Consider the following 25,842-nt stretch of genomic DNA (forward strand, 5'->3'; position numbering starts at 1 on the left):
GGTCTTTGTACACTCTAAAGTGCAGGTTAGATAACCCTCAGTGGTCTTTATCGCTTCGTAGGATCATCATCGTGAAAAAACCACAAACTATTCTTGGAGAAAAGGGAATGCTTTTCTTCTTGGTCATCATTAGTGCCTTCCCGCCACTGACCACAGACCTTTACCTTCCAGCACTTCCACAAATGGTAGACATTTTTGACACCAGCCAAACCATGGTTAATTTGACCTTGAGTGTTTACTTTGTCACCTATGCTATCGGTCTACTCTTTTGGGGACCTTTGAGTGAAAAATACGGTCGCAAACCCATTTTACTTACCGGGATAGGGCTATACGTTCTCGCCAGTGCCATGTGTGCAATGGCAGGCAGCATTGAAGCGCTCATTGGGGCTCGACTGTTTCAAGCTTTTGGGGGCAGTGCTGTAACCATCGTTGCTACCGCCATTGTAAAAGATCTCTACGATGGTCGAGAGCGCGAAAAAATCATGGGCACCATCATGTCGTTGGTGATTATTGCCCCAATGGTCGCGCCAGTGATTGGCGCACTGCTATTGAAATTCGCGTCTTGGCAGATGATGTTTGTAGCTTTAGCCATATTTGGTGTAGTGGCTGGGTTCATCGCCATGAGCTATCAAGAAACCATAGAGACTCGATACACGGGCTCGGTAGCCCGTTCGTGGACTCGATTGGGCGTGGTACTAAAAAACCCCAACTTTGTTGCTCTGCTGTGCGTGTTTTCAATCACTCCAATTGCTCTAATGGGCTTTTTGGCTGCGGGTTCGTACATCTATATTGATGAGTTTGGATTGACCGAACAGCAATTTAGCTACGCTTTTGCGTTTAATGCGATGTTTGCATCACTAGGGCCGCGCATTTACATGAAAATTTCGCGCGCTGTTCCCATCCCTAGCATTATTACCGGTTGCTATGTATTGCTGGCAGTCTGCGGCGCGACCACCCTAACCATTGGTCATCTTTCTCCGTGGGTCTTTGCATTCATTGCCGCTCCAGCTACGCTAGTTATCATTACTACACGTATACCAGGTACAAACCTGATGCTCGAGCAGCAAAGTACCGATACTGGATCGGCAGTTGCACTGATTCAGTTCTTTAGCATGATGTGTGGTTCTGCAGGCATGATCTTAGTATCGCTGAGACCTGAAGCACTCATCGACAATTTAGGATTTATCCAATTAGCAACTGGTATGATTGGCTTGGGAGGCTGGTTGATGCTTCGCAACAAATCTTTTGTTGTGAGTAACTTACCAGAACAAGAGGCGCCCGCTGAGAGCCCTGTATCTTAAGATACCGTAAACATCCGAGGATACAGAAGCTAGAGTTAAGCCAAGCTTAACTCTAGAAGAATTAGCGTTTTACCCGATGTGAGTCATCTCATTCACGACAAAGGATTCGACCGCACCTTCCGTGGCTGCTAAATAATCGGCAATGTGGGGTGTTCCCATATGAGCTTGCCAAAGTTCTCGCGACACCCAGTTTTCAAAAAATAGAAAGTGGGCTGGGTTTTCGTTGTCTTGGTGCAGGTCATAGTTGATGCACCCTTCTTCGGCACGCGTAGCATCGATCAATTTAAGCAACTCGGATTTTACTCGGTCCACTTCACCGTCTTTAGCCTTGATATTGGCAACAATAGTCAATGTAGTCATGCTGTATTCCTTCCTTTAATGGTGCCTAAGAATTGGCTACCTGTAGAGTAGTTCACCTTGCGGTAGTCTAAAAGGCAATTGCGGCACACTTTTGACATCGGACTTGCCTTGTTACCAAACAGTACGATATTCTCGTTTGTGTATGATCGACGCAACGAGGTAAGGATGCCCACTGCAAACCCGCAAACGCTTGAGCAGCTCTACAAGTTTCTACAAATTGGTATGAACCTCACCCTGACGTTTGAGTTTGGTGAAGGCAGTAAGTTTAACTACCCCGCGACCTTCGTCGGACGTAAAGACAGCGGCTACCTGATTATAGATGTGCCTCAACGTATGCTCAGCGAACAATCCATTCGCCGCTTAGAAAATGCCGATGTCGTCGTCAGAGGAGTATCCAATACTGAGTTAGGCCACGTGATTGCCTTTAAGACCAGCATCTTGATGGTTTTGAATAAACCTAGCCCTATCATATTTACTCGTCTGCCATTTAATTTTGCGAGTAAAGCGGTTCGTGAACACGAACGCTATAAAATGGAACTGCCTTGCACTCTCGATCATCAAAATAATCTCTATGAAGCCACACTGGCTGATTTCTCCATATCTGGATGTGGTATAAAAACCCACATCGAACCCGATTTCAACGAAGGTGATCGAGTCTTTATACAGTCCGAATTTAGCCACTATATTGATGACAACAACATATGCTCTGTCGCTAAAATCACTAAACAAGCGCAAGGTTGGTTTATTGGAGTGCGTTTTGAGACGCCGCTTGAGCTGACCAATCAGCTGAAAAGCCAATTGTTAGAATCATCATTTGAAAGCGGATTGTTGTAATAATGGAAACTTACTATAAGTAAGCCATACTGTTGCAACATGAAATGTAAGCGTCAAAAACCACTTTGAGGACTTCAATGATGTCAATTAATTCAAGGTGGCGTTCGGTTGCAAGCCTATGGTCACCTCTGTTCATGCTGCTTGCCGCTATTGCAGTCGCATTTCCTGCTTGGGCAGCTTCGGGAATCAATCAGGATTTACATGTTCAGCATTACCCCGATACGATGCTGCCTACCGCCAAAGATTCGATCAATCTGGTCAGTTTAAACTTGGCGCACGGGCGTAAGACGAATGTTAGCCAAATCCTTACCTCTAAAGAGCAAATAGAAAAAAACTTAACACTGGTCAGTCAGTTTTTGGTCGACGTTGACGCCGATATTGTGGCGTTACAAGAAGCCGATTTGCCGTCGTGGTGGAGTGGTGACTTTGACCATATTAGTTACATTGCCCATCGCACTGGTCATTATCAATCAGCCCACACCTCTCACGTTCATAGTTGGTTTGGCCAATATGGAACAGCAGTGCTGTCCAAGCATGAGATTTACTATGCCGAAGGGGTCACATTCTCGCCTTCATTTCCGACAACTCGCAAAGGGTTCACACTGATTGAAGTAAAATGGGAAACAACCAATGGACCCGTAATGCTTGATGTTGTTTCCTTGCACATGGACTTTCTCCGTGAGGCGGTACGAAAACAGCAGCTTCAAGAGTTGACCGACGTGCTCATTGACCGTGGAAATCCACTCGCCATTATGGGGGACTTTAATAGTGCTGATATTGCAAAAAGGCTGGTATCGTCAAGCATTGAGCACCACCTTCATACCTATCAAGCGGATACCGGCAACCTGAACACGTATAACAGCAAAAGGCTCGACTGGATCATCTTGTCCGATGATCTGATGTTTAATCAGTTTACAGTAAGCCCCCTTGTAATGTCCGATCATAAAGCGATCGTCGCCAATATCAGTCTTGCTCCGTTATAAGTGGTGCAATGGCGTGTACGCTCGCTTTCACCTTAACGCTCCATTAGCAAATACTTCGCGTGAAACTTTAAGTGCTGGTCAATAAAACTGGAAATGAAGTAGTAGCTATGATCGTACCCATGCTGCATATGCACAGTGACATCAGAATCCCACTCGTTCGCCGCTTTTATCAGTTGTTCGGGACTCAACTGCTCTGCCAAGAAATTATCGGCGTCACCTTGGTCAACCAAAATAGGAAGCTCTGACTTAGCCCGCTTGAGCAGCTCACAACTATCATATTCTCGCCATAACTCCAGATTATCGCCTAAGTAAGCCGAAAACGCCTTTTTCCCCCAAGGTACATTCATTGGATTGCAGATTGGGCTAAACGCCGATATAGAGCGGTAACGATGGGGATTCTTTAGGCCAATCGTAATTGCACCGTGCCCACCCATACTGTGGCCAGAAATGGATTTTTTACTCGATACTGGAAAGTGCTCTTCAATCAGCTGCGGCAGTTCTTGAGAGATGTAGTCGTACATCTGGTAGTGCTTAGACCACGGCTCTTGTGTTGCGTTAAGGTAGAACCCTGCCCCTTGTCCTAAATCGTAGCTGTCATCGTCCGCAACGTCATCGCCACGAGGGCTGGTATCGGGTGCTACTATTGCAATGCCAAGCTCTGCGGCCATTTTAAAGGCACCGGCTTTTTGCATAAAGTTTTCGTCAGTACAGGTTAAACCGGATAGCCAGTAGAGCACTGGAACCGGCTTAGTAGTCGTTGCTCCAATGGGCAAAAAGAGCGCAAAACGCATTTCGCACCCCAGCACTTCTGAGTCATGGGTGTACTGTCTATGCCAACCGCTACACACTCGATTTTGACTTACATTGTTCATTTTTACATCCATAAGCATTGAGATTACCGGTAAGCCGGTAATCTCTGACTGAATCTATCCTTATTGATCCATGTGGATCACAGTACGAATACTCTTTCCTTCGTGCATTAGGTCAAAGGCTTGGTTTACGTCCTCAAGTCCCATGGTATGAGTGATAAACTCTTGAAGACCGAAATCTCCAGCCATGTAGCGCTCAACAATTTCCGGTAATTCAGAGCGGCCTTTTACGCCACCAAAGGCACTTCCGCGCCATACGCGACCAGTCACTAACTGAAATGGCCGAGTTGAAATCTCTTGGCCAGCACCAGCCACACCAATGATCACTGACTCTCCCCAGCCCTTATGACAACATTCTAATGCCTGACGCATTACGTTAACATTACCGATGCACTCAAATGAATAGTCTACCCCACCGTCAGTCATTTCAACGATGGCTTCTTGTATCGGCTTATCGAGCTTTTGTGGGTTAATCATGTCTGTTGCGCCCAATTGTTGGGCCAATTCAAATTTGCTCTCATTGATGTCCACACCAATAATTCGGCTTGCACCAGCCATGCGCGCACCAATAATGGCAGACAAACCTATGCCACCTAATCCAAAGATGGCCACGGTTGCACCTTCTTCAACTTTGGCGGTGTTGAGTACAGCGCCCATACCGGTGGTTACGCCGCAACCCAATAAGCACACTTCTTCTAACGGAGCTTGTTGGTTCACTTTGGCCAATGAGATTTCTGGCAACACTGTGTATTCAGAAAATGTCGAACAGCCCATGTAATGGTATATAGTTTCTCCGTTTATCGAGAATCGGCTGGTTCCATCTGGCATCAACCCTTTACCTTGTGTTTCACGAACTGCCTGACACAAGTTCGTTTTGCCAGAAAGGCAAAACTTACATTCTCCGCATTCTGCTGTATAAAGTGGAATTACGTGATCACCAACCGCAACGCTAGTCACCCCTTCGCCCACCATTTCGACGATGCCACCGCCTTCATGGCCCAAAATGGCAGGGAAAATACCTTCAGGATCGTCACCAGATAGAGTAAATGCATCTGTGTGGCATACGCCAGTCGCTACAATTCTTACTAATACCTCACCTTTTTTAGGCAGTTCGACGTCCACCTCTTCTAGGGTCAAAGGTTTACCCGCCTCCCAGGCTACTGCAGCTTTAGATTTGATGGTTTTCTGACCAGGCTTAAGTGAAAGTGTCATCTGATTTTCCTTTGAGGGTATATAGAGTATTTGAATAGTATAGACATTTCTCAGGATCTGATTAGCCGTCAATTTTGAAAATCATTATTACAAATACGTAATAATAATTTATCCTATAGCTACAGATAATACGGAATAGATATAATGAGTAATTGGGAAGGAGTGACAGAATTTGTTGCGGTAGCAGAATCCACGAGCTTTACGACTGCCGCTCGTAAGTTGTCGACATCGGTTGCTCAAGTAAGCCGTAGAGTCGCTCAGCTCGAACAACGATTAGCGGTTAAACTGCTCCACCGCACCACGCGAAAAGTGACTCTGACTGAAGCCGGACAACTCTAATTCGATACATGTAAGCAATTGGTCGAAGGTTTAGATCACGCCGAGAGGCTAGTCACCCAAATGCAAGTGTCGCCAAAAGGTCTAATAAAAGTCACCGCCCCGGTGACCTATGGAGAAACCCATATCGCCCCACTCATGAATCAGTTCTTAAATGATTACCCAGCGGTTGAGTTAGAGCTTCATTTAACCAACCAAAAATTGGACTTAATTGAGGACAGCATTGATGTGGCGATTCGCCTCGGTCGACTTGCAGACTCCACCTTAAGAGCAAAGCGTCTCGCAGATCGCCAACTGTATGTCTGCGCAAGCCCAGGCTACATTGAAAAGCATGGCTTCCCACTCGCATTATCTGACCTCACCCAGCATCAAAGCTTAATCGGATCTAACGATTACTGGCGCTTCCATGAGAAAAACACACCTAAAACGCTCAAAGTTAACGGGCGCATCAAATGCAACAGTGGTGTTGCGCTTCGCAGCGCAGCAATGAGCGGACTAGGGTTGGTTCAACTACCCGATTATTATGTTGAACATGATTTAGAGTCGGGATCGCTTGTCGAAGTGTTGAGGGAATTTAGAGATGAAAAAGAGGGAGTATGGGCGCTGTATCCAGAAAATCGTCACCTCTCGCCAAAAGTACGCTCCTTGATCGACTTTTTGGCCGAGCACTTAGGTCACTCTGAGTTTGCAAACAAGACTCCTCTATCGGAGGGTGATAAGCATAACTAATAACCTCAATAGCAAATAGTCAATTTATTTATTGTTCAATTGCGCGTCTAATAGCCAGCGTTGCTAAAAATGGCATCACTCTATTACCGTAAGAAAAGATGAACATTAATGAACGTTACACGCTTACTGGCTCTTATAATGAGTCTCACCGCTACACAGCTCTTCGCCAATACCATTCACTTCTCACCTGAAATTAAAACAGGACCTTATATCGGTTCGGGATTATCTGGATACGGTATTCAGCTAGGGTTGCGTGACGTTTATAATATGGATTCGATTTATCTTTCATACACCGATACTCAAGCGCAGTTTCTTCTGATCAATGAAGACCAAATTACTACTTACAGGATTGGTGCACAAATGAGTATACCGCGCAATTCCTATACTTCTCTTCAGGTTGAAGTAGGCTATGCCACTTATAGTGGTACAAGAAATCACTGGGGCTCTGATAACCCAACGCTTGAACAAAGCGGACTGAGCATTTCCATCGCCGGCGTCGTTGCGCTCAGTAGTAACTTTGCTCTTAAATTAGGTATGGATCTTAGTTTTCTGGATAAAAAGTCGACCTACTTGTCCTATTCAGTCGCCCCTACCTATTCAACGGGCTTGATCCTGTCATTTTAACGGGTAGCAACAACATTGCGTTCTACAGATTTAAAAAAAGGCCTAGGCATCATGGATGCGTAGGCCTTCTTGTTATTCAATTATGATCGGAGCGATTAATTCACATCAACCACTATTTTGCCTCGAGTTCGACCAGATTGGCTTTGCAAATGTGCCTCTGCAATGGTCTCTAGGGTAAAGCGATGTTCAATAATTGGGCGCAGTTTATCTTCGTCGACAAGAGTATTTAACTCTTCCAAAATGCGGCGGCTTGGCTCAATAAACACAAACGCTGAGCGTGCATTGTTCGCTTTCGCAACAGACTCATCTGGCTGATCCACCACCGACACCAAAATACCGTTGTCTTTTAGCAGTGCCCAAGAGTTTTGTTGAATTTCCCCACCCATGGTATCCAGTACAATATCCACCGCATCAATCTGCTCGGCAAGTGGGGCTTTCGAATAATCGACCGCCTGATCCGCGCCAAGCTCTTTAAGCAGTGCTTGATTGCTTGCTGATGCCGTAGCAACCACGACCGCACCTTTAGCTTTAGCAATTTGAATGGCTAAGTGCCCAACGCCACCAGCACCAGCATGCACCAGTACACGTTGTCCAGGCTGCACGTCAGCGACGTCTACCAAGCACTGCCATGCTGTAATTCCTGCAAGTGGCAATGCCGCTGCTTCAGAAAAGTCGAGTTTTGGTGATTTTATAGCGACCTCTTCCGCTTTTACCGCAATAAACTCTGCGTAGCTTCCGTCACGATGAATCGCCGGGCGGCTAAACACTTCGTCGCCCACTTTTATATCCGTTACATCAGCACCGACCTCAGTCACGATGCCGGCAACGTCCCAGCCCAGTGTCACCGGTAGTTCATAAGGAATAAACGCTTGAAGATACCCTTCGCGGATTTTCCAATCAACTGGGTTTATCGCTGCCGCATTTACCTGAATCAAAACATCATCATCGTTGATGCTTGGCTTATCTATTGTGTCGAGCTTGAGGGTGTCTACACCGCCATATTGGTGAATTCGAACTGCGCGCATAAAACTTTCCTTATTGAGTAAACGGTCTTATTTGGTTTGGTATTAATCAACCTTGGGTGTCACCTTAGCTCACTTTTAAGTTGTATGCAAACTAATTGTGCGCAATTTAAAAGTCTAAATGAATTGCCGCGAGCAAGTCGTGATTGATTGGCTGCTATCTCTAGCATCAGGCCACCAATCAATCAGACAAAAAAAGGGCCAGATGGAAACCATCTAGCCCTTAACTAGGCCAAGCTTAATGGCCTAACCCTACACAACATTCTTGCTCCTAGGTCACTAAAACGCTTAGTAGCTATGGCTAAGGTCATACACCCTTAGGCTACGAGATAAGCTTTCTAGATCATCACCAAGATAACGAACCGTTTTGGTCTGATTTGGCAATAACGTAAAGCTTGAGTCACTGAAGCGACCGTCGCCATCATGTTCTAAGTGAACAAACAAGGCTGGCCTATCCGTTGAGATACTGATGCTATCTCCTTCTCTTACTACCTTTAAGTCAGCCTTTTCTACGGCCACATTCTTTAGCTCTGGAATAGGGAACCATGTGTTTTGTACAGGCTCTCCGTCGCACTCTATTTCAGCGAAGAAAAATCCGAGTTCTCGGCGATCAGCCCAGTCCGATTTATCCAAAGACCACACTAGATCGTTGCCATCGGCTTTGACCTGCTCGGCCCAATCCCATCGTCCAAGTTCTTTACCTGCCCAACTCATCCACACCACTTGGCCTGACACATCTTCAGTATGGCGAGTGTTATTGCTTAAGCGCAGCGTCAATGCGTCCTCTGTCTCATGGAACGGAATATACAAAGGAGAGAAGAAACGTTTTGCATGGTAGTGAAGCTGCTTCCAACGACCGCTGTACTCGATGCTCGACCATGAACTTACCGGCCAGTTATCATTCAACTGCCAGTAGAGCATGCCTCGACACGTTGGACTTTGAGATCGCCAATATTCACACCCCGTTTTTATCGCAATGGCTTGCTGGACCTGACTCATGTACAGCATTTGCTCAAAGCTCGCAGGGAAACGGAAATAACGGGTAAACATCTCCGTCATGATGCTATTGCCACTGTGGTTTTTTTGATGGCTTTCAAAGGTTGGTGACGTTACGTTCCAATCTGATTCAGGCACAAATCGCTTAACTTCCGCTAGTGAAGGCCACGATTGATAACCAAATTCAGAGCAGAAGCGAGGCTGAATATCTAAGTAAGCGCTGAACGAAGACCCTGAGTGCCAAACATCCCAAAAGTGCATATCGCCGCGGGTATCATCGTGCCAAGCATCTCCGTAATCCAGATCGCCGTTGCATGGAGAGCTCGCCCAAAAGCGTCGGCTAGAGTCTTCCTGCATCACGGTTTCAGCAATTTTCCGACTTAATCTATCGTAATTTACGGTGTACTTTGTGCGATTCGCTTTGGATTCTGGGTACCAGCCAATAGCACCAATAACTTCGTTATCGCCACACCACAAGGCAATACAGCAATGGTCTCGTAAGCGGCGAATTTGATCGCGAAGCTCTGGGACCACGTCTGCCACAAATTCGTCGGTAGATGGGTACAATGCGCAAGAGAACATCATGTCTTGCCATACCATCAAGCCGTATTCGTCACACAGATCATAGAACAGTTCAGATTCGTACTGACCACCACCCCACACACGGATCATATTCATATTGACATCGACGGCACTTTGCAACAATGCGCGATATCGAGATTCAGACTCGTTCGATGGCATCGCATCGACAGGGATCCAGTTAGCCCCTTTGGCAGTGATTGGGAACCCGTTGACCTGAAACTCCATCGATGAACCAACAGCGTCTTCCGATGTGTTTAGAACTAATTTACGTAGGCCAATGCGTTTGTTAATCACTTGCCCATCTAACTCGACACTAAGCTCATACAGCGGTTGCTCGCCATAACCTGCTGGCCACCATAATTTAGGTTGAGCAATTGCAAAACTAACCTTGGTTTCACCTAACTTGTCGCAAGTGACAGTCTTAGAGTGCTCACCAAATTCCACACTCACCTGCGCATCAATATTCGCTTCGTGACTAACAGAGACTTCAACCGTCACGCTACCATCTTCGTTCCAGAACTGATCCGTCGTTGCTCGTTCTAGTGCGATGGTGTGAATAGCAGAAACGGTGATGGCGTCATAAATACCCGACACCATCAGGCAAATTCCCCAGTCCCAACCTGCATGACATTGCGTTTTGCGCAGTAAGTTCATGTGCGGGATTTGATTGTTGCTGCCCATTGATGACGGAATAGGAAACGGCAATCTTTCCGCTCTCGCTTTGCCTTCTAGATCAGCACGGGCAAATTCCACGCTAATAGTATTTTTTCCCTCACGGAGAAAAGGCTTAATGTCGACCTTGTAGTGTCGGAACATATTGCTGCACGAAAAAACAGGCTGACCATTAATCGAGATGTCTGCCAACGTATCCACGCGGCTCAGTTTCATCTCGATGGCACGCGCATCTAAATCCGCCGCACCAGCATCAAACTCTTTTTCAATTTTCCACTGAGCTTCGCCCACCCACTGCACGTCTTTCTCGTTTGTGCCGATGTAGGGATCGGGTATGAGACCCGCTTTAAATAATGCAGAGTAATTATCCCCTGGTAACGACATTGGAATGGCAATGTGAGGATGCTGAGGCGAACGAAGAGTCCACTCGCCGTTTAGTTCAATCGAGGACATTAAGCTTCTCCAGTTTAGTGAATGGGAGTCAATTTGATGTTGCGATAGTAAAGTTGGTCCTCATACCCCACTGTGAAGTAGAGCACGCTTTGTTCCAAACTCAGTCCAATCCGATAGAAATGGAGAAGCCTAGCACAACGAATTTTATTGCCATGAAACTACCATGAAACAAAGATCGTGGGATCTCGAACTATTGAGTCTAGTTGCTTGGTGAGATCATGCGCTCAATTTTCACTCTTGGTTACAGCTTGTTACCTGTATGTGACCATAGTGTTTGACTTACACGTGTTCGCTGATATTCTAGTGAACACGTGTAAGCTGAAATAGACATCATACGGAGTATCTGTGAGCACCCAACGTCCGCCACTGCTGTGGCTCAATATCTTTGTCTTTGTAACAAGCCTAGTCTTGGCGGTCATTGTGACGCCATGGTATGCCTATAACTACGGCTTAGGATGGGCGCACCTAGTGTGGTTCATCATTGCGTTTAGTTTCACTAATCTGTCCATCACTGCCGGCTATCACCGCTTATGGAGTCATAAAACCTACCAAGCCAGCCCACTATTACGAGGCATATTTGCTATTGGTGGTGCATTCTCTATGCAGAACAGTGCTTTACATTGGTCATCAGACCATCGTGAACACCACAAACACGTTGACCATGACACTAAAGATCCTTATTCAGCCTCTCGTGGTTTTTGGTATTCGCACATTGGATGGATGCTTCGCGACTACAACCAAGCCACTTATTCAGATTACAAAAATTGCCGCGATCTTAAAAAAGACAATATTGTTCAATGGCAGCACAAGTACTACGTGCCGCTAACACTGGTTACTAACTTTGGTATTCCGATTGCTTTAGGGGTTATCCACCAAGACATTATTGGTATGTTCCTAGTAGTGGGTGCCGTGCGACTATTTTTAAGTCATCACACCACGTTTTTTATTAACTCATTGGCACACATTTGGGGTAAGCAAACCTTTACCGACAAAAACTCAGCTCGCGACAATGGGGTATTAGCGTTCTTTACCTTTGGCGAGGGTTATCATAACTTCCACCACTTATTTGAGAACGACTACCGTAACGGTATCGACTGGTGGCACTACGATCCGACCAAGTGGCTAATTAAGGCGTGTTCATGGGTTGGATTAGCAGAAAAACTTCGCACCACTCCTCAACTCAAGATCGAGAAGGCGCGTGCGGCGATGTTGCTGCATAAAGCTCACCTTAAGCTGAATGCCATGGATGCTTGTCCAACCTTGAAAACCAAGTTGGAGCAGGAGTTTGATACGTTAATTGCGAGTATGAGTGATTATTACGATAGCAAAAAGCAGTTACTGCAAAACAAAAAGCAGCAAGTTGTAGAGAGTTACGAAATGTCGCTGCTAGTGTTGCGCCACCAACAACTCAAGCAGCAATTTGAAATACAAAAACAGCTTTGGCAAAGCAGTATCAAGCGCTATGCATAATAGGTAGTACTCAATAACAAACAGAGACTAGAGCGAACATGGAAATACCTTGTTCGCTCTTTTTTTGTGCGTAAACGACATGTGTCTGCTTCTATCTCGGTTTATGGGTAAGATGTCACGACTCGATTTGGCTATGCCAAAGTCACTTTTGTGGATTTGGATAATGACGATTATTCATCCATGATCACTTGAAACCCACCGTAGATTAAGCGACTGCTATCAAACGGCAGTTCCATTTCTTGCATCTCTGGGTCGGAAAACAGCTTTGACATCCCTTCGTCCCTCACCGCTTTAGACGGCCAAATCACCCAAGACAAAACAACCGTTTCGTTTGGCTGGCACTGTACTGCCATTGGCATAGAGGTTAAATCCCCTTCTGGTAAGTCATCCCCCCAATTTTCGACGACCCTAATTGCACCATACTTCTTAAAGAGCACCGCAGCTTGCTTGGCATGATCGAGATAGCCGCGTTGGTCATGCTTTGGTACGGCCGCCATAAATGCATCGATATATTCCATTCCCGCCTCTCATTGTGTGTGATGTTAAGCTAAGTCATATCGAGCTAAGTATAGTGACCTATTAGCATTTTTCCTGTCATTGACTCTGTTACGGATTAATCTCATCACGGGCTATCACCTCGTCACCACAAGGGCACCAAAATGGTGCATTAACGCACTAACGTGGCACATTGCTTAACCTGAATATCGAGAAAACCCTCAACCTCACCCACAAATGTTAATATTTTGCACCAAAAAGGAAGCAATTTAATATTTAAAAATCATATAGATACTTGGTTTCGCACCGAAAAAGAACATTTAAATAACAATTTTGGTGCAACTGGTACAGAACTTGCTCTTCTAGTTGATACAAACAAAAACCAACACAAAAGCAGTGAGTTATGGACAACATTAGTGATGCGATCGGTGTGATCGCTCAAAGCGCAAACACTTTATTTATTCTACTAGGCGCCATTATGGTGCTCGCCATGCACGCCGGATTCGCCTTTTTAGAAGTCGGTACTGTGCGACATAAAAACCAAGTCAATGCCTTGGTCAAAATCATCGCCGATTTTGGCTTTTCGGCAGTGGCCTACTTCGTTATTGGCTATCAGATCGCCTACGGCAGCAACTTTTTTTCTGGAGCAGAGGCCCTGACTCAAGACAACGGCTATGAATTGGTTAAATTCTTCTTCCTATTAACCTTTGCAGCGGCCATTCCTGCCATCGTTTCTGGTGGTATTGCAGAACGAGGTAGCTTCAGACCTTTCCTAATTGCCTCGGCCCTCATTGTTGCCTTTGTGTATCCTGTATTCGAAGGCATTATCTGGAACGGTAATTTTGGATTTCAAACCTGGCTTGGCCACACCTTTGGCGCAGAGTTCCACGACTTTGCAGGCTCAATCGTTGTCCACGGAATGGGAGGCTGGCTGGCGTTAGTTGCGATATACATCTTAGGTGTGCGTAAAGGGCGTAAGCCTGGTATTGCCTTTGCTCCTTCTAACATTCCGTTTCTTGCATTAGGTTCTTGGGTGCTGATCGTTGGTTGGTTTGGCTTTAACGTCATGTCTGCTCAAACCATGGATGGCATCAGTGGTTTAGTTGCAGTGAACAGTTTAATGGCAATGGTTGGCGGAACCTTAGTCGCTTTAGTCGTTGGTAAGAATGACCCCGGCTTTATTCACAATGGACCTTTAGCCGGATTGGTTGCAGTCTGTGCCGGCTCCGATCTTATGCATCCAGTAGGTGCGTTTGTCGTGGGTGGTGTTGCCGGTGCCCTCTTTGTGATGGTATTTACCAAATTACAGCGCAGCACCAAAATCGATGACGTGCTCGGTGTGTGGCCACTTCACGGGCTATGTGGTTTGTGGGGTGCAATCGCAGCAGGTATTTTCGGTCAACAAGCCTTGGGCGGCTTAGGCGGTGTTAGCTTGATGTCGCAAATTGTAGGCTCTATTGCGGGTATTGCAGTCGCACTTATTGGTGGTGCCATTGTTTATGGTGCGGTCAATGCGATTTCAAGTTTACGATTGAGTGAAGAAGACGAGTTCATTGGTGCCGACTTAGCGATCCACAAAATTGGGTCGACTAACAAAGACAAGTAAACTACGGTTACTCAAAACAAAAACAAAGCCCTAGGCATTATACTTAGGGCTTTTTGATCTTTATTAATCCCTATTTTTGATAAGCAGGGTAATCAATGAGTCCAACTTCCCCACCCCCAAACAACGTATTTGGATCATGTTCAGCCAGTGGATAGTTGTTTTGAATCCGCGCTGGCAAATCTGGATTCGCCACAAAAGGTCGACCATATCCAATCATGTCTGCTAATCCATCATCAATGGCTTGAGCACCTTTTTCACCGTTATAGCGGCCTGCATAGATCAACACACCTTGAAAGGCTTTGCGAAGTGCGCGTTTAAATGAAACCGGGGTGTCTGGTGCATCGTCCCAATCAACTTCGGCAATATGCAAATAACCAATTTGGTGGCGGTTTAATAACTCTGCCGCACCAATGTACGTCTCGATTGGGTTTGCATCGACGGTGCCATTCAGCGTAGTAAGTGGGGCTAAACGCACACCTACTCGCTCTTTGCCAATAGCTTCAACCATCGTCGCAACAACTTGGTCAAGAAAGCGAAGGCGATTGTCTAAACTGCCACCATATTCATCGGTTCGATTATTTGCCTCTGAATCAATAAACTGATTCACCAAGTAACCATTGGCTGCGTGTAACTCTATCCCATCAAATCCCGCCTCCACTGCGTTGAGGGCTGCTTGTCTAAACTGGGCAACAACTTGGTCAATCTCGTCTTTAGTCATTTCTCGAGGCACAGTCACATCGACAAATCCAGGTTCGGTTGTCCCGTTGTCAACAAACACTTTCACATTGTCTGCTTTTATTGCAGACGATGAGATTGGCTGCTCACCGCCGATATTGTCAGGATGCGTCACCCGTCCAACATGCCATAACTGAGCAAAGATGACTCCACCTTTAGCATGGACTTCACTGGTGACTTTTTTCCATCCCTCAATTTGCTGAGGAGAATAGATTCCCGGTGTCCAGGCATACCCTTTGCCCATAGGCGAGATTTGAGTTCCCTCGGAAACAATCAATCCTGCCGTTGCGCGCTGACCGTAATATTTGGCCATCATGTCGTTAGGTACATCACCAGGTTGACTGGCGCGTGAGCGTGTCATTGGAGGCATTACAATGCGGTTTTTGAGTGCTAGGCTACCCAATTGTATCGGTTGAAAAAGAGACGTGGTCATTAGTCTATCCTTTTAAAGAATCTAAGCTGATACTAGCAGACCACGGCTGTTTCATTAACTGCATTAATAACAAATTGCTTTTGTGAAATGTGCAACAAACATAGAATGATTGTAATGTTCTCTGGTGCATTAGGCCAACTGCCCCTATAATCTCAACCTCATCAATAACAAGGTATAAAAATGAAAATTTGTGGTGTTGAAATTAGTGGTAATGACGCGATTGTAAGCCTGCTAACACTGTCCGATGGCGTCTTTAATATTCCTGATTGCCGAGTCGCTAAAGTATCGATTGGTGATGCAAACGACACACAGAAAATGAAAGATTTTCAATTCTCATTTGCCAAGTTGATGCAAGACTACCAAGTCGATCGTGTGGTGATTCGCCAGCGTCAAACCAAAGGTAAATTTGCCGGTGGTGCAGTAGGCTTTAAGTTAGAAGCCGCTATCCAACTCATCGACGGTTTAAAAGTCGATGTGATTAGCCCTGCAGAGATCAAAGAAGGTCTAAAGCGCAATCCACTGTTGGTTCCTTTTAAAGAAACTGGATTGAAGCAATACCAAGAGCCAGCCTTTACGGTTGCTTACGCCTGCATCATGAAATAACTGCTAGCACCCCGCCTCACGTTGTGCGGCTTAAAGTATCTAAAAATGGTCCAATCAATTGATTGGACCATTTTTTTGTCTAATCACTATTGTCCAAATTGACTCAACAGAAGCGCGAGGGAAAGCACTAAGGTTAAAATTGACGGGATCGCATCTTTCCAAGTGTCGAATCGAAAATGGAAAAACATCGCCCCCACCGAAGTTAGTGCAATTAGCGCGGCACCAAGCTGTGTATAGAGCGAAGCGGTCGTTAGCATCCCAAACAGAAGTAAGCCAGCCCCAGTAGCTTCAATGACCCCAACCATGCGCATAGCAGCGCGATTAAGACCATAGCGATGGAAAAATGCCAACTGGGGCTCAAAAATAGCCTTAACCCAGCCGAACACTTTAACTGAGCTAGCAAACATGAAAAACGCAATGAGTAAACCTTGGATAATCAGCATTACTTGAACTCCTCTTTTTGAATAACACCATTTAAGCATTCCAATTAAAGGAGTAGTAGAGTACATTTTGATTAGTTACCATTCCAAAATAGAATGACAAAATGGATAAGTTAGACTGCCTCAAGGTGTTTATTAGAGTGGCTCAACTCGGAACATTCACCGCCGCCGCCAACGAATTGAACACCACGCAAAGTGCGGTCAGTAAAAAGATCGCGTGGTTGGAAAAGCAACTTGGATTCACGTTGTTCCATCGCCATGCACGCGCAATACGTCTTACCCCTAATGGCCATCAATATTTAGAGTTTGCTTTGCAACTCACTGAAGACATTGATCTCTTTGAATCTCAACTGCGTGCAGAACAAACTTCGATTGCTGGGGTATTAAAACTGTCTGTACCCAGCGCCTTTAGCGTGCAGTTGCTTGCAGAGCCATTGAGCCAGTTCTTAACCCTTCATCCCAAGGTAACGGTCGATGTGTCTGTATCGGACAAATTTGCGGATCTCGTGGACGACAATATCGATATTGCCATTCGGGCCAGCTACCTCAAAGACTCGGGGTTAAAAGCAAAATGGCTGCTCGATAACGAGTTAGTTTATTTTGCTGCGCCGAGCTATTTAGATGCTCATTCGCCTATTGAACATGCGATGGATCTCCAACAGCATCAATGCCTAACCTACTCATTGGCGACACCGTCGAACGTTTGGTATTTTCCTGTTAAAGACGCGGTTCAAAAGATCAAAGTCAATGAATACATTCAAAGTGACAGTCCAGAAATGCTGGTACAGATGGCAAGGTTGGGTCAAGGTGTCGCAGCAATGCCACGCTGGATGATAGAAAAAGACTTGAGCGACGGGCGGTTAATCCAAGTGCTCGCAGACCTCTCTACGTTAAAGCGGCCTATGTATCTGGTGTATAAAAACGTCGAGCATCAACCCCAGCGCATTCGCACCTTTATTGATTTTCTCAGCGACTATTTTATATCAACCAAAGCAAATACCTGATCATTCTTGCTCGTTGAAATCATTGATAACGGCGCTAAAGATTTTTTATTTAGAACAAATACTTACGGCAGTCTCTGCCTTGTTCGCAGCGATGTCTCCATCGTAAATTTCTGACCAGTTAGTTACTTCGATTAGTATTAGCGAAAGCTCGCCACGATAAGGCGAGCGTTAGTCCAATTTCAGGATACTACATCCGATCGTACGTTAGTGGCATTAACGCTTTCTAGGCTTGCCTTGGAACTGCTTACTGCTGTTCTTGTTTTGAGTGCGACGGTTGGCCTTTTTGTCCCTTGGTGCTCGCTTGCTTTCCCCCGTAGAGGGTGTATCTGTTACCGGAAAATTGTCGAGAGTCTGTAAGGGCAAAGTACGCTCTGTTAACGCGCGAATAGCGTCCAGCGCCGCCATTTCGCCGTGGCAAACCAACGAAAGGGCCATGCCCTTTTTACCCGCTCGAGCGGTGCGCCCAACACGGTGCACATACACCTCAGCGTGCTGAGGAAGCTCAAAATTAACAACAACTGGCAGATCCGAGATATCAATCCCCCTTGCCAGAAGATCGGTGGCAATCAGAACCGAGACCGTCCCTTTTTTAAACTCAGCAAGCGTTTGTTCACGCTCTTGTTGAGACTTATTGCCGTGAAGAGCGCTAGCAGAAATACCCGCTTTCACTAATTTTTTGGTGAGCTTATCGGCATTCTCTTTTGCGCCAATAAATACCAGCACTTGCGACCACTGGTGCTGCCTTACAAGCTCTATTAAAACATTCGGCTTACTGCCTTTATTAACCAAAAATAGCGACTCTGACACTTGTTCGGTGACGCTGTTCTTTTGATGCGCAGTGATCCGTTTGGGATTGTTTTGAATTTGCGCCGCGTTACTTTCTAGCTCATCTGAAAACGTCGCAGAAAACAGTGCAGTTTGACGCTGTGGCGAGGTGAGCTTTGCGATAGCTTGCACATCTTTCCAAAACCCCATGTCTAGTAGTCTATCTGCTTCGTCTAAAACAAGGTGGTTTACGTTCGCTAGGTTAACTACACCTTCTGTAACGAAATCCAGTAGCCGCCCTGTGGTTGCGACTATGACTTGAGCGCCAACCTTTAACGCTTGTTGCTGCTCCGCTTTATCGACGCCACCACACAGACAGATGGCCTCAAGCCCTGACGCCTTAGCGAGTGGAGCCAATGCCGTAGTCACTTGTTGCGCCAACTCTCGAGTCGGCACCAATATCAGTGCCTGATGGGAAATAGCGTTTTTATCTTCGCCAGCATGACTTGCAGACTGACTCAGCAGTTGTATTAATGGCAAGCCATACGCTAGCGTCTTACCGCTGCCTGTGTTCGCCAGCGCCAATACATCGTGAAGGCTAAGTAGATCTGGGATCACCAATCTTTGAATAGCTGTGGGCTCTGAAAATTGGCTAGGGAGTGCTTGAATAAGCGCGGGACTCAGAGACAGCGAATCAAATGACATAGCAATACCTTACAAAGTAAATAAAGCCAATGCTGGAAAATGAGCCCTGACTTAAACTAGAGAAATCCACAGCGTAAGCCACGGCGTCATATTAAAACAGGAGTCTGGTACGTTCTCAACGAAAAACCAACGATGTAGCTATCGCATTGCTTTTTGATCCGCTTGATAAACGTTGGACTAAGCAATGACTGATCATAGCAAAATAAAATTGCGGCAATTGCGGGAGAAGGTATAGCTTGCCTACCTTCAATAATTATTCAACCGTTTATCGAACAGAACAGGCTAACCCACTGCTAGAAGATTGCGTAATGAAAGATTTAGCTATTAATGTACTTTATCAATCGCGAAAGCATCTCCCTAAACGAGTCCATAAGTTAATTGACTTTTTAGTTGAAGAGTTTTGTTTCAGCTAGTAAAAACACAAAAAAAAGAGGCCATAGAATGGCCCCTTTCAGTACACGATTAGCGTGCGAGTTTCACTAAGTATTCATGCAGACTCTGCGAAATACATCGTTTTACGAATTAAGCTTACTCGTAATCAGTCGCGTAAGTTTCTTCATAGGTGTGAGAGTAAAGCTCAAACAAGTTACCAAACGGGTCTTCTAGGTAAACCATTTTAGCTGGCTTGTTGTCGTCTTCTGGGTGGTAACGCATGATATCCATACGAACCTTGCCACCAAACTCTTCTGTACGCTTCATGACAGTTTCGAAGTCATCAGTTTGAAGACAGAAGTGGAAAATACCAAGGCGAGAGAAGTCAACCTCGTGACGTTCTTGGCGCTCTTTCATTTCAAACAGTTCAACACCAATACCATCGGTAGTGACTAGGTGAGCGATATTAAAGCCTTTAAAACCTTCACCAAATACTGCGATACACATACGGCCAATTGCAGACTCGCGCTCTTCGATAACTTTGGTGTTGTTCATAACAATTTTAAGACCAAGTACCTTGGTGTAAAATTCAACAGCCTGGTCCATATCGCCAACCATAATGCCTACGTGATTCATTTTCATATTCTTGCTCCAACTATTCGTGTGTTTGTTTCGATGGAGAGAGTATAGTAGGCCGAGAAAATTAAATGAAATTATCAATATTTCTAATAATGATAATATTTTATTATTGAATGGTATGTTGCCGAAACTAGTATTAGAGTTCAGCGTTCCAATCTTCAGGATTAGTCAGCGACGATTGGCCAGTGTATTTCTCAGCCCGCACATCTTGTGGATTATAGATGGCACAGGTTTCCAGCGATAAGCATCCACACCCAATACAACTGCCTAGATCTTTTTGTAGCGCTTGCATCTGCAAGATCTTATGCTGCAATTGCGCCTGCCATTGGGCCGCCATGGTATCCCACTGTTTGCGCGTAGGTGCCTGATGCTTTGGAAGCGCCTGTAATGATGTGGCAATCTCATCCAATGATAACCCCACCTCTTGCGCCGCCTTAATGACAGCGAGTCGACGAATAACGCTTCGATGATAGCGCCGCTGATTGCCTTGATTTCTCCAGCTATGAATTAAGCCTTTCTTTTCGTAAAAATGGAGCGCAGAGACCGCCATACCAGAACGCTTTGCTGCTTCACCCACACTGATTTCCATATACACCTCGCTCCTGCTAGAAAAACCGCTTTACCTAAAGTTAACTTTAGGTATTAGAGTAGCAACAAATCTGAGTCATTGAGAATAATGTATGAAAAATAAAACCCTACCCTATTTAACCGGCCGCTTTTTTGATGGAATCTCGTCTGGGCTTTTTATGATGGCCTTGCCTTGGTTAATGTTGAAAAGCCCACCAGAAGCCGTTGCATTTGAGTTGGGCACCTTTGTAGCGCTAGTTGCGCTGTCGTGTACCGCGCTATCATTTTTGCTCACGCCGATATTTTCGACAGTTATTGATAGGCACTCTAGAAAACAATTGTTGGTCCTCGTGCAAATTGTCCAAGCCACCACTGCTGGCGTAGTGTTGGTGTCGTTTAGCTTGGGCGTGGATTCGTTGTGGTTGCTGGCGTTAGCTCAGTTAATTTTTTGGGTCACCAGTAATCTAGCGTGGACCGCCAATAACGCCTTTACTCAAGAGAACTATCGACCAGAAGAGTATGCCAGTATCTCAGGCAAGCAAGAGATCATACTTCAAGGAACAACCCTAGGCGCCGGAGCATTAGGCATTGTACTTCTGGAAGTGTGGAGCATTATAGAATTCTCGGCTTTTGCTGCATTGGCATCAGCCCTGTCGACAATAAGCTATATGATCACCCCATATCAGCAACAGTTGCGTACGTCGACACGCCACTCGTTTACTTCCCAAATGATAGAAAGCAAAGCCATCATCACTGGAAACCCCAGATTCTATGCCTATCTCATGCTCTCTGCGATCTCCTATCCGGTGCTGACCTATTTGGGTAAGTTGGTACCGGTATGGTTTGCTCAGCAAGGCATATCGGGGCAGTGGCTTGCTGGCTATAGCATGTCATTTGGACTGGGAGCCCTTCTTACTGGACTGGTCGTTACGCGTTTACTGGGGATGCTCTCGCTTCCCAAAACCATGCTGTATGCGATGGCGTTTAGCACTGTTATGGTTATGGGTATGAGTGGTGCCCCCCACCCTGCGTTTATCTTAGGTTTTGCTTTCCTATTTGGGCTATCAAACGCGCTTAACCGAATTGCGCGTACCAATTGGATGCACGTCACCATCAAAATTGAACAGCGCGGGCGCGCTGATGGCGCATTACAACTCTTTGCCACATTTGTACAAAGCAGTAGCTATGTCATTATCGCTCTACTGAGCCACTATGGGGTTACTCAATATGGCTTTGCGGTAGCCGCGGCTACAATGCTTTTTGCAGTTGTCTTAATGAAATGGCTAACCCGTGCCGCCAACTACAATGAACAAGAATTGGTTAATACCGCGGCATAAGTGATAGGGTGAAATCGAGTGAGTAACTCTCCTAAGCCGCCCACTATATTGCTGACGCAATAGCTTCTATCCTATGAATTACGCATCTACCACTCACCGGTTTCTTTTCAAAACCCACCACTTTCTCGCCGATAAAATGAGTAGAGGTCGCGTTTTGATTGGGATTTCGCTACTCTAGCGTTTTCGTTACGAGGCTAGATCATTGCTCAACAAAAGCCATTTAAAACAACAACTGCTCGACACACTGACCAAGCAAAGGGACATCGCTTTTTCTGCCGCAAGTGATGCGCATAACGACGCCACCCATGAACAGAGTGTAGCTGAAACTCAGTACGACACCGTCGGTTTAGAAGCAGCCTATTTGGCCCATGGACAGTCGCAGCGTGTGGCCGAGTTTGACACCATGATCAATCAGCTAACTGCCATGAGCCTAAGAGATTTTAGCGAACAGGATGAAGTCGCTATAGGCGCTGTCATTACCCTAGACGGTAGCCAACAATTTTGGCTAATGCCGATGTGTGGTGGGTACAAACTTGAAGGCGGGAAAATTGTTGTGGTCACGCCACTTGCACCATTGGGCAAAATGCTTATTGGTGCAGAAGTAGGTGACACCCTTAAAAATGGAAAAGTGATCACCGGCATCGCTTAAGCCATGAGCGACAAAGCGATGCCTAATTCATGGCTGATTGTAAATATGTCGATAAATCGCGTCAGGTATTAACGATAAATTAGCTCAGCCCATCGCGCCAAGCCGGCCGTTACCGAGCCAAAGTGATTACCACTGACAATGGGCGTATTGGGCACCACCTCTTTCACCGCAGAGGTTAAAAAGCTCGATTTAGCCGAGCCACCAGTCATGTAGATGACATCGGGTTGGATACCACTTTCAACAATGGCTTCTTTCACCAAACGTTTGATTTTTTCGGTTGGATTGCTGACTGCTTGCTCCATCTGAGTAGCGGTCACTTCTATAGCAAGCTGCTCATTAAGCAAATCGAGATGTGCGCGATAATGCGCAGAATCTGAAAGCGCAATTTTGCTTTGCTCTGCTTCTCGCACCACTGCGTAACCTAAGGTTTCACGCTGCAATTGCATCAATCTTGCGAGCTTTTGAGGCTCGGCAGACTCTTTATGGAGAGATCTTAATAGCCCCAAATTGTCATGAGCATAAAACGCTCGCTGCGCTTGTACATCGTTTATCGCAATGCTATTCCAAAACTGTATGTTGGGCATAGGCAAGCCACCAGTGGTTTCACTGCCCAGTCCAAATTCACTCATAAATCGGTGAAAAGCCGTGTTGATATCGAGATCGTTCCCGCCAACCATTTGTCCACTGTGAGCCAAAAGGGAGGCACTGCGATCGATCTGCCCACGGTAACTCGGTCCCATGTGTAGCATCGAGCAGTCTGTTGTTCCCCCACCAATATCGACCACCAAGACGGTTTTATCTTCGGTGAGCGAGGCTTCAAAATCTAACCCTGCAGCAACAGGCTCAAACTGAAACTCTACGTCAAAAAAACCAGCTCGGTGAGCTGCGCGCTTTAATATACCTTCGGCCTGAATGTTAGAGGCATCTCCACCTCGACCGAGAAAGTTAATTGGACGGCCGATAACTGTGCGATTAACCTCTCGGCCCAAACCATTCTCTGCACGCTGGCGCACGTTGGCCATCATCGCGCAGACTAAGTCCTCAAAAAAACTCAGCTGCATGTCTCGCAGTCCCATCGCTCCTAAAAACGATTTTGGGGACTTAACATAATACACCTCTTTGGGATCTTCGAGGTAAAGGGCGAGCGCTTCGCGACCAAATTTTACGTCATCGTCACGAACGATCAGCCCTTCTTCCCGATTCTGGCTGATTGCACGGCGCAACAGTGATTCGCCAAGGTTATCACTAGGTTTAATGTCCAAGATGCGAAACAGATACTCCGATACCGTTTCTGAGCTAGGTGCACACAATGTTGAGGGAATTAACGTGTGTGTCCCTTCAACTGCTATTGGTGTCACCTGTCCATTGACACTCTGCGCGACCGAACAATTTGCGGTACCGTAATCAAAACCTATTGGCATCTTAGTCTCCTATGCTGCACCAGATAAAGGGCGCGTATTGTACTGGCTAACCTTGGGTTCAGGTCAAGCAAAGTTCGCTGCTTTTTTGCATATTAATCGTATTGGCAATCCCCAGTTCGTCAATAAACACTTTGTCGTGACTGACCACCATAAATGCGCCCTGATACTGGTTTAGCGCGGAGGCCAAAATCTGCTTAGAGTCGATGTCTAAGTGATTATCCGGCTCATCCAACAGCAATAGCGGAGCGTCCATACGGTGGCTGACCATCAGCATGGCGAGCTTCATTTTTTCTCCCCCACTTAGCACGCTGACACGTTTATGCACAGCGTCTCGGCGAAACCCAATACTGGCTAACAGCAGCCATGCTTCGCTATTGGTCAGCCCCACACAAAAGTCCATTAGTGCGTCGAGTAATGTGCTCGACTCTGGTAGCAGCCCAAAATGCTGGTCTAAGTAAACGGTTGGATGGCGCAAGGTGATCGAGCCTTTGAAATGATTATGATTTCCGTGCAACGCTTTCAGGAGCAAGCTCTTACCTGTGCCATTATCACCATCGATATGCCACCGCTCTCCTTGAGCCACTTTAAAGTTAGCGATCGGAACATCCACAAAATCGAGGACACACTCCTCAACGCTAACCAATGTTGACCGTTTACTTGAATGATTGGTGTTTAAGTATAGCTTTTGAGATTTGAGCTGCTCTTGCTGCTTCTTGGCAACATCCAAATCTTTATTAACTCGGTCTAGTTGATTGTTTTGATTCAACTGCTGCGCCGATCGTGCCAGCTGCGCTTTTTGAGCCTTGCCGTCCAATAATATTTTAGGCTGGCTGCCACTTTTACGCAGTTTCACCCCTTGGGCTTCACGTCGCTGTGCTTTTTCGAGATTTAGCTGAGCTTGCTTTTCAATCGCTTTTGCTTCTTTACCCAGTCGTTCTACTTTACGTTCAAGTGTTTCCAGCTGTGCACTGCGAGTAGCATGATACAGGCTATAACCGCCATCGAAATAATCAAGGCCATTACTGCTTAGGTGATAAATACCTTGGCACTGTTCAAGCAAGTACCTATCGTGGCTTACAATCACCGCGCAGCCTTCAAAGTGCTGTAGCTTATCGGCTAACCAAGCACGTCCAACGCTATCAAGGTGGTTCGTCGGTTCATCCAAAAGCAAAATACTGGCATCACTTTCAAATAGTTTATGCAGTTGTAACAGCGCCAGTTGACCACCACTTAGTAAAGAACATGGTGTGTCTAATTTTTCTGGTAAGCGTAATTTTTTCAACAAGTTAAGTAGTTTAACTTCGACTTCCCAATCCTCTTCAAGTGTGGCGAAGTCCCGCTCATCGACACTGCCATTTTCAATCGCTCGCAGTGCGACAATCTTTTCGTCCAACCCTAAATACTGAGTCACAGTGAGTTCGCTGCTGAGCAGTTTAGAAGGCAGTTGTGAAAAACAGCCCAATTCACCGACGCGAGTAATATGGCCCTCAGAAGGATCTTCTTCACCAGAAAGAAGGTGAATTAATTTGGATTTTCCGCAGCCATTACGACCGACAAGCCCCCACACACCCGAGCTTAAGTTGCATTCTAGATGGCGAAATAACCAGGCTCCCATGTCCAATTGAGCA

At 45.9% G+C, this 25,842-nt stretch carries 23 protein-coding genes and 1 pseudogene; 11 read left to right on the plus strand and 13 right to left on the minus strand.

Annotation, left to right across the window (positions count from 1 at the left end; genetic code table 11):
• Positions 1-71 precede the first annotated feature (71 nt).
• Positions 72-1,301 (plus strand): multidrug effflux MFS transporter, encoded by a 1,230-nt coding sequence (locus JQC93_RS00155; RefSeq protein WP_456243392.1) that lies wholly within the window; start codon positions 72-74, stop codon positions 1,299-1,301.
• A gap of 69 nt (positions 1,302-1,370) precedes the next feature.
• Here JQC93_RS00155 and JQC93_RS00160 read toward each other — a convergent pair whose 3' ends face one another.
• On the minus strand, positions 1,371-1,661 hold the full coding sequence (locus tag JQC93_RS00160; RefSeq protein ID WP_205156463.1) for a putative quinol monooxygenase: 291 nt from the start codon (positions 1,659-1,661) through the stop codon (positions 1,371-1,373).
• A gap of 165 nt (positions 1,662-1,826) precedes the next feature.
• On the opposite strand from JQC93_RS00160, the gene JQC93_RS00165 reads away from it, so the two are divergent.
• Together JQC93_RS00165 and JQC93_RS00170 are read left to right on the plus strand one after the other, a co-directional pair.
• Complete coding sequence (locus tag JQC93_RS00165) at positions 1,827-2,495, plus strand: PilZ domain-containing protein (RefSeq protein ID WP_205156464.1); 669 nt, start codon at positions 1,827-1,829, stop codon at positions 2,493-2,495.
• A 77-nt stretch (positions 2,496-2,572) separates the two neighbouring features.
• Positions 2,573-3,478 (plus strand): endonuclease/exonuclease/phosphatase family protein, encoded by a 906-nt coding sequence (locus JQC93_RS00170; protein WP_205156465.1) that lies wholly within the window; start codon positions 2,573-2,575, stop codon positions 3,476-3,478.
• 32 nt (positions 3,479-3,510) lie between these two features.
• Here the strand turns inward: JQC93_RS00170 and fghA are convergent, their stop codons facing one another.
• Together fghA and JQC93_RS00180 are read right to left on the minus strand one after the other, a co-directional pair.
• Complete coding sequence (gene fghA / locus JQC93_RS00175) at positions 3,511-4,350, minus strand: S-formylglutathione hydrolase (RefSeq protein WP_205156466.1); 840 nt, start codon at positions 4,348-4,350, stop codon at positions 3,511-3,513.
• Positions 4,351-4,410: 60 nt separating this feature from the next.
• A complete protein-coding gene (locus tag JQC93_RS00180; RefSeq protein WP_205156467.1) occupies positions 4,411-5,559 on the minus strand; it encodes an S-(hydroxymethyl)glutathione dehydrogenase/class III alcohol dehydrogenase in 1,149 nt (382 codons plus the stop codon).
• Between the two features lie 144 nt (positions 5,560-5,703).
• Here JQC93_RS00180 and JQC93_RS00185 point away from each other — a divergent pair.
• Positions 5,704-6,624: pseudogene (locus tag JQC93_RS00185) on the plus strand (LysR family transcriptional regulator).
• A gap of 108 nt (positions 6,625-6,732) precedes the next feature.
• Positions 6,733-7,248 (plus strand): hypothetical protein, encoded by a 516-nt coding sequence (locus JQC93_RS00190; protein WP_205156468.1) that lies wholly within the window; start codon positions 6,733-6,735, stop codon positions 7,246-7,248.
• Between the two features lie 95 nt (positions 7,249-7,343).
• On the opposite strand, the gene JQC93_RS00195 is transcribed toward JQC93_RS00190, so the two are convergent.
• The gene (locus tag JQC93_RS00195) at positions 7,344-8,273 is read right to left on the minus strand and encodes an NADP-dependent oxidoreductase (protein ID WP_205156469.1); all 930 of its coding nucleotides are present in this window, start codon (positions 8,271-8,273) and stop codon (positions 7,344-7,346) included.
• A 285-nt stretch (positions 8,274-8,558) separates the two neighbouring features.
• Positions 8,559-10,973 carry a glycoside hydrolase family 2 protein gene (locus tag JQC93_RS00200; RefSeq protein ID WP_205156470.1) on the minus strand — a complete coding sequence of 805 codons (2,415 nt, stop codon included), beginning with the start codon at positions 10,971-10,973 and terminating at the stop codon, positions 8,559-8,561.
• A gap of 345 nt (positions 10,974-11,318) precedes the next feature.
• Here JQC93_RS00200 and JQC93_RS00205 point away from each other — a divergent pair, with 345 nt between their 5' ends.
• A complete protein-coding gene (locus tag JQC93_RS00205; protein ID WP_205156471.1) occupies positions 11,319-12,443 on the plus strand; it encodes an acyl-CoA desaturase in 1,125 nt (374 codons plus the stop codon).
• A gap of 170 nt (positions 12,444-12,613) precedes the next feature.
• On the opposite strand, the gene JQC93_RS00210 is transcribed toward JQC93_RS00205, so the two are convergent.
• Positions 12,614-12,961, minus strand: coding sequence for a DUF1428 domain-containing protein (locus JQC93_RS00210; RefSeq protein WP_205156472.1), 348 nt, complete (start codon positions 12,959-12,961; stop codon positions 12,614-12,616).
• A 380-nt stretch (positions 12,962-13,341) separates the two neighbouring features.
• Here JQC93_RS00210 and JQC93_RS00215 point away from each other — a divergent pair, with 380 nt between their 5' ends.
• Positions 13,342-14,544 (plus strand): ammonium transporter, encoded by a 1,203-nt coding sequence (locus JQC93_RS00215; RefSeq protein ID WP_205156473.1) that lies wholly within the window; start codon positions 13,342-13,344, stop codon positions 14,542-14,544.
• Positions 14,545-14,614: 70 nt separating this feature from the next.
• Here the strand turns inward: JQC93_RS00215 and JQC93_RS00220 are convergent, their stop codons facing one another.
• Complete coding sequence (locus tag JQC93_RS00220; protein ID WP_205156474.1) at positions 14,615-15,712, minus strand: alkene reductase; 1,098 nt, start codon at positions 15,710-15,712, stop codon at positions 14,615-14,617.
• Between the two features lie 180 nt (positions 15,713-15,892).
• Between JQC93_RS00220 and JQC93_RS00225 the strand changes: the two genes are divergently transcribed.
• Positions 15,893-16,315 (plus strand): DUF3010 family protein, encoded by a 423-nt coding sequence (locus tag JQC93_RS00225; RefSeq protein ID WP_205156475.1) that lies wholly within the window; start codon positions 15,893-15,895, stop codon positions 16,313-16,315.
• Positions 16,316-16,401: 86 nt separating this feature from the next.
• Here the strand turns inward: JQC93_RS00225 and JQC93_RS00230 are convergent, their stop codons facing one another.
• Positions 16,402-16,758 (minus strand): DoxX family protein, encoded by a 357-nt coding sequence (locus JQC93_RS00230; protein ID WP_205156476.1) that lies wholly within the window; start codon positions 16,756-16,758, stop codon positions 16,402-16,404.
• A gap of 101 nt (positions 16,759-16,859) precedes the next feature.
• Here JQC93_RS00230 and JQC93_RS00235 point away from each other — a divergent pair, with 101 nt between their 5' ends.
• Positions 16,860-17,759 (plus strand): LysR family transcriptional regulator, encoded by a 900-nt coding sequence (locus tag JQC93_RS00235; protein WP_205156477.1) that lies wholly within the window; start codon positions 16,860-16,862, stop codon positions 17,757-17,759.
• A 213-nt stretch (positions 17,760-17,972) separates the two neighbouring features.
• On the opposite strand, the gene JQC93_RS00240 is transcribed toward JQC93_RS00235, so the two are convergent.
• The 3 genes from JQC93_RS00240 to soxR all read right to left on the minus strand — a co-directional run bounded on the left by JQC93_RS00240 (position 17,973) and on the right by soxR (position 20,829).
• Positions 17,973-19,229 (minus strand): DEAD/DEAH box helicase, encoded by a 1,257-nt coding sequence (locus JQC93_RS00240; protein ID WP_205156478.1) that lies wholly within the window; start codon positions 19,227-19,229, stop codon positions 17,973-17,975.
• A 528-nt stretch (positions 19,230-19,757) separates the two neighbouring features.
• On the minus strand, positions 19,758-20,243 hold the full coding sequence (locus JQC93_RS00245) for a VOC family protein (RefSeq protein WP_205156479.1): 486 nt from the start codon (positions 20,241-20,243) through the stop codon (positions 19,758-19,760).
• Between the two features lie 133 nt (positions 20,244-20,376).
• Positions 20,377-20,829, minus strand: a complete 453-nt coding sequence (gene soxR / locus JQC93_RS00250) for a redox-sensitive transcriptional activator SoxR (protein ID WP_205156480.1) — start codon at positions 20,827-20,829, stop codon at positions 20,377-20,379.
• A gap of 91 nt (positions 20,830-20,920) precedes the next feature.
• Between soxR and JQC93_RS00255 the strand changes: the two genes are divergently transcribed.
• Entirely contained in the window at positions 20,921-22,144 is a 1,224-nt protein-coding gene (locus JQC93_RS00255; RefSeq protein ID WP_205156481.1) for an MFS transporter, read from the plus strand.
• A 202-nt stretch (positions 22,145-22,346) separates the two neighbouring features.
• Positions 22,347-22,793 (plus strand): hypothetical protein, encoded by a 447-nt coding sequence (locus JQC93_RS00260; RefSeq protein ID WP_205156482.1) that lies wholly within the window; start codon positions 22,347-22,349, stop codon positions 22,791-22,793.
• A gap of 68 nt (positions 22,794-22,861) precedes the next feature.
• On the opposite strand, the gene yegD is transcribed toward JQC93_RS00260, so the two are convergent.
• The gene (yegD, locus tag JQC93_RS00265; RefSeq protein ID WP_205156483.1) at positions 22,862-24,214 is read right to left on the minus strand and encodes a molecular chaperone; all 1,353 of its coding nucleotides are present in this window, start codon (positions 24,212-24,214) and stop codon (positions 22,862-22,864) included.
• A gap of 58 nt (positions 24,215-24,272) precedes the next feature.
• The gene (locus JQC93_RS00270; protein WP_236009307.1) at positions 24,273-25,829 is read right to left on the minus strand and encodes an ATP-binding cassette domain-containing protein; all 1,557 of its coding nucleotides are present in this window, start codon (positions 25,827-25,829) and stop codon (positions 24,273-24,275) included.
• Positions 25,830-25,842: the final 13 nt, after the last annotated feature.

This window comes from Vibrio ulleungensis (genome assembly GCF_016900875.1).
In the GTDB taxonomy this organism is placed as follows: domain Bacteria; phylum Pseudomonadota; class Gammaproteobacteria; order Enterobacterales; family Vibrionaceae; genus Vibrio; species Vibrio ulleungensis.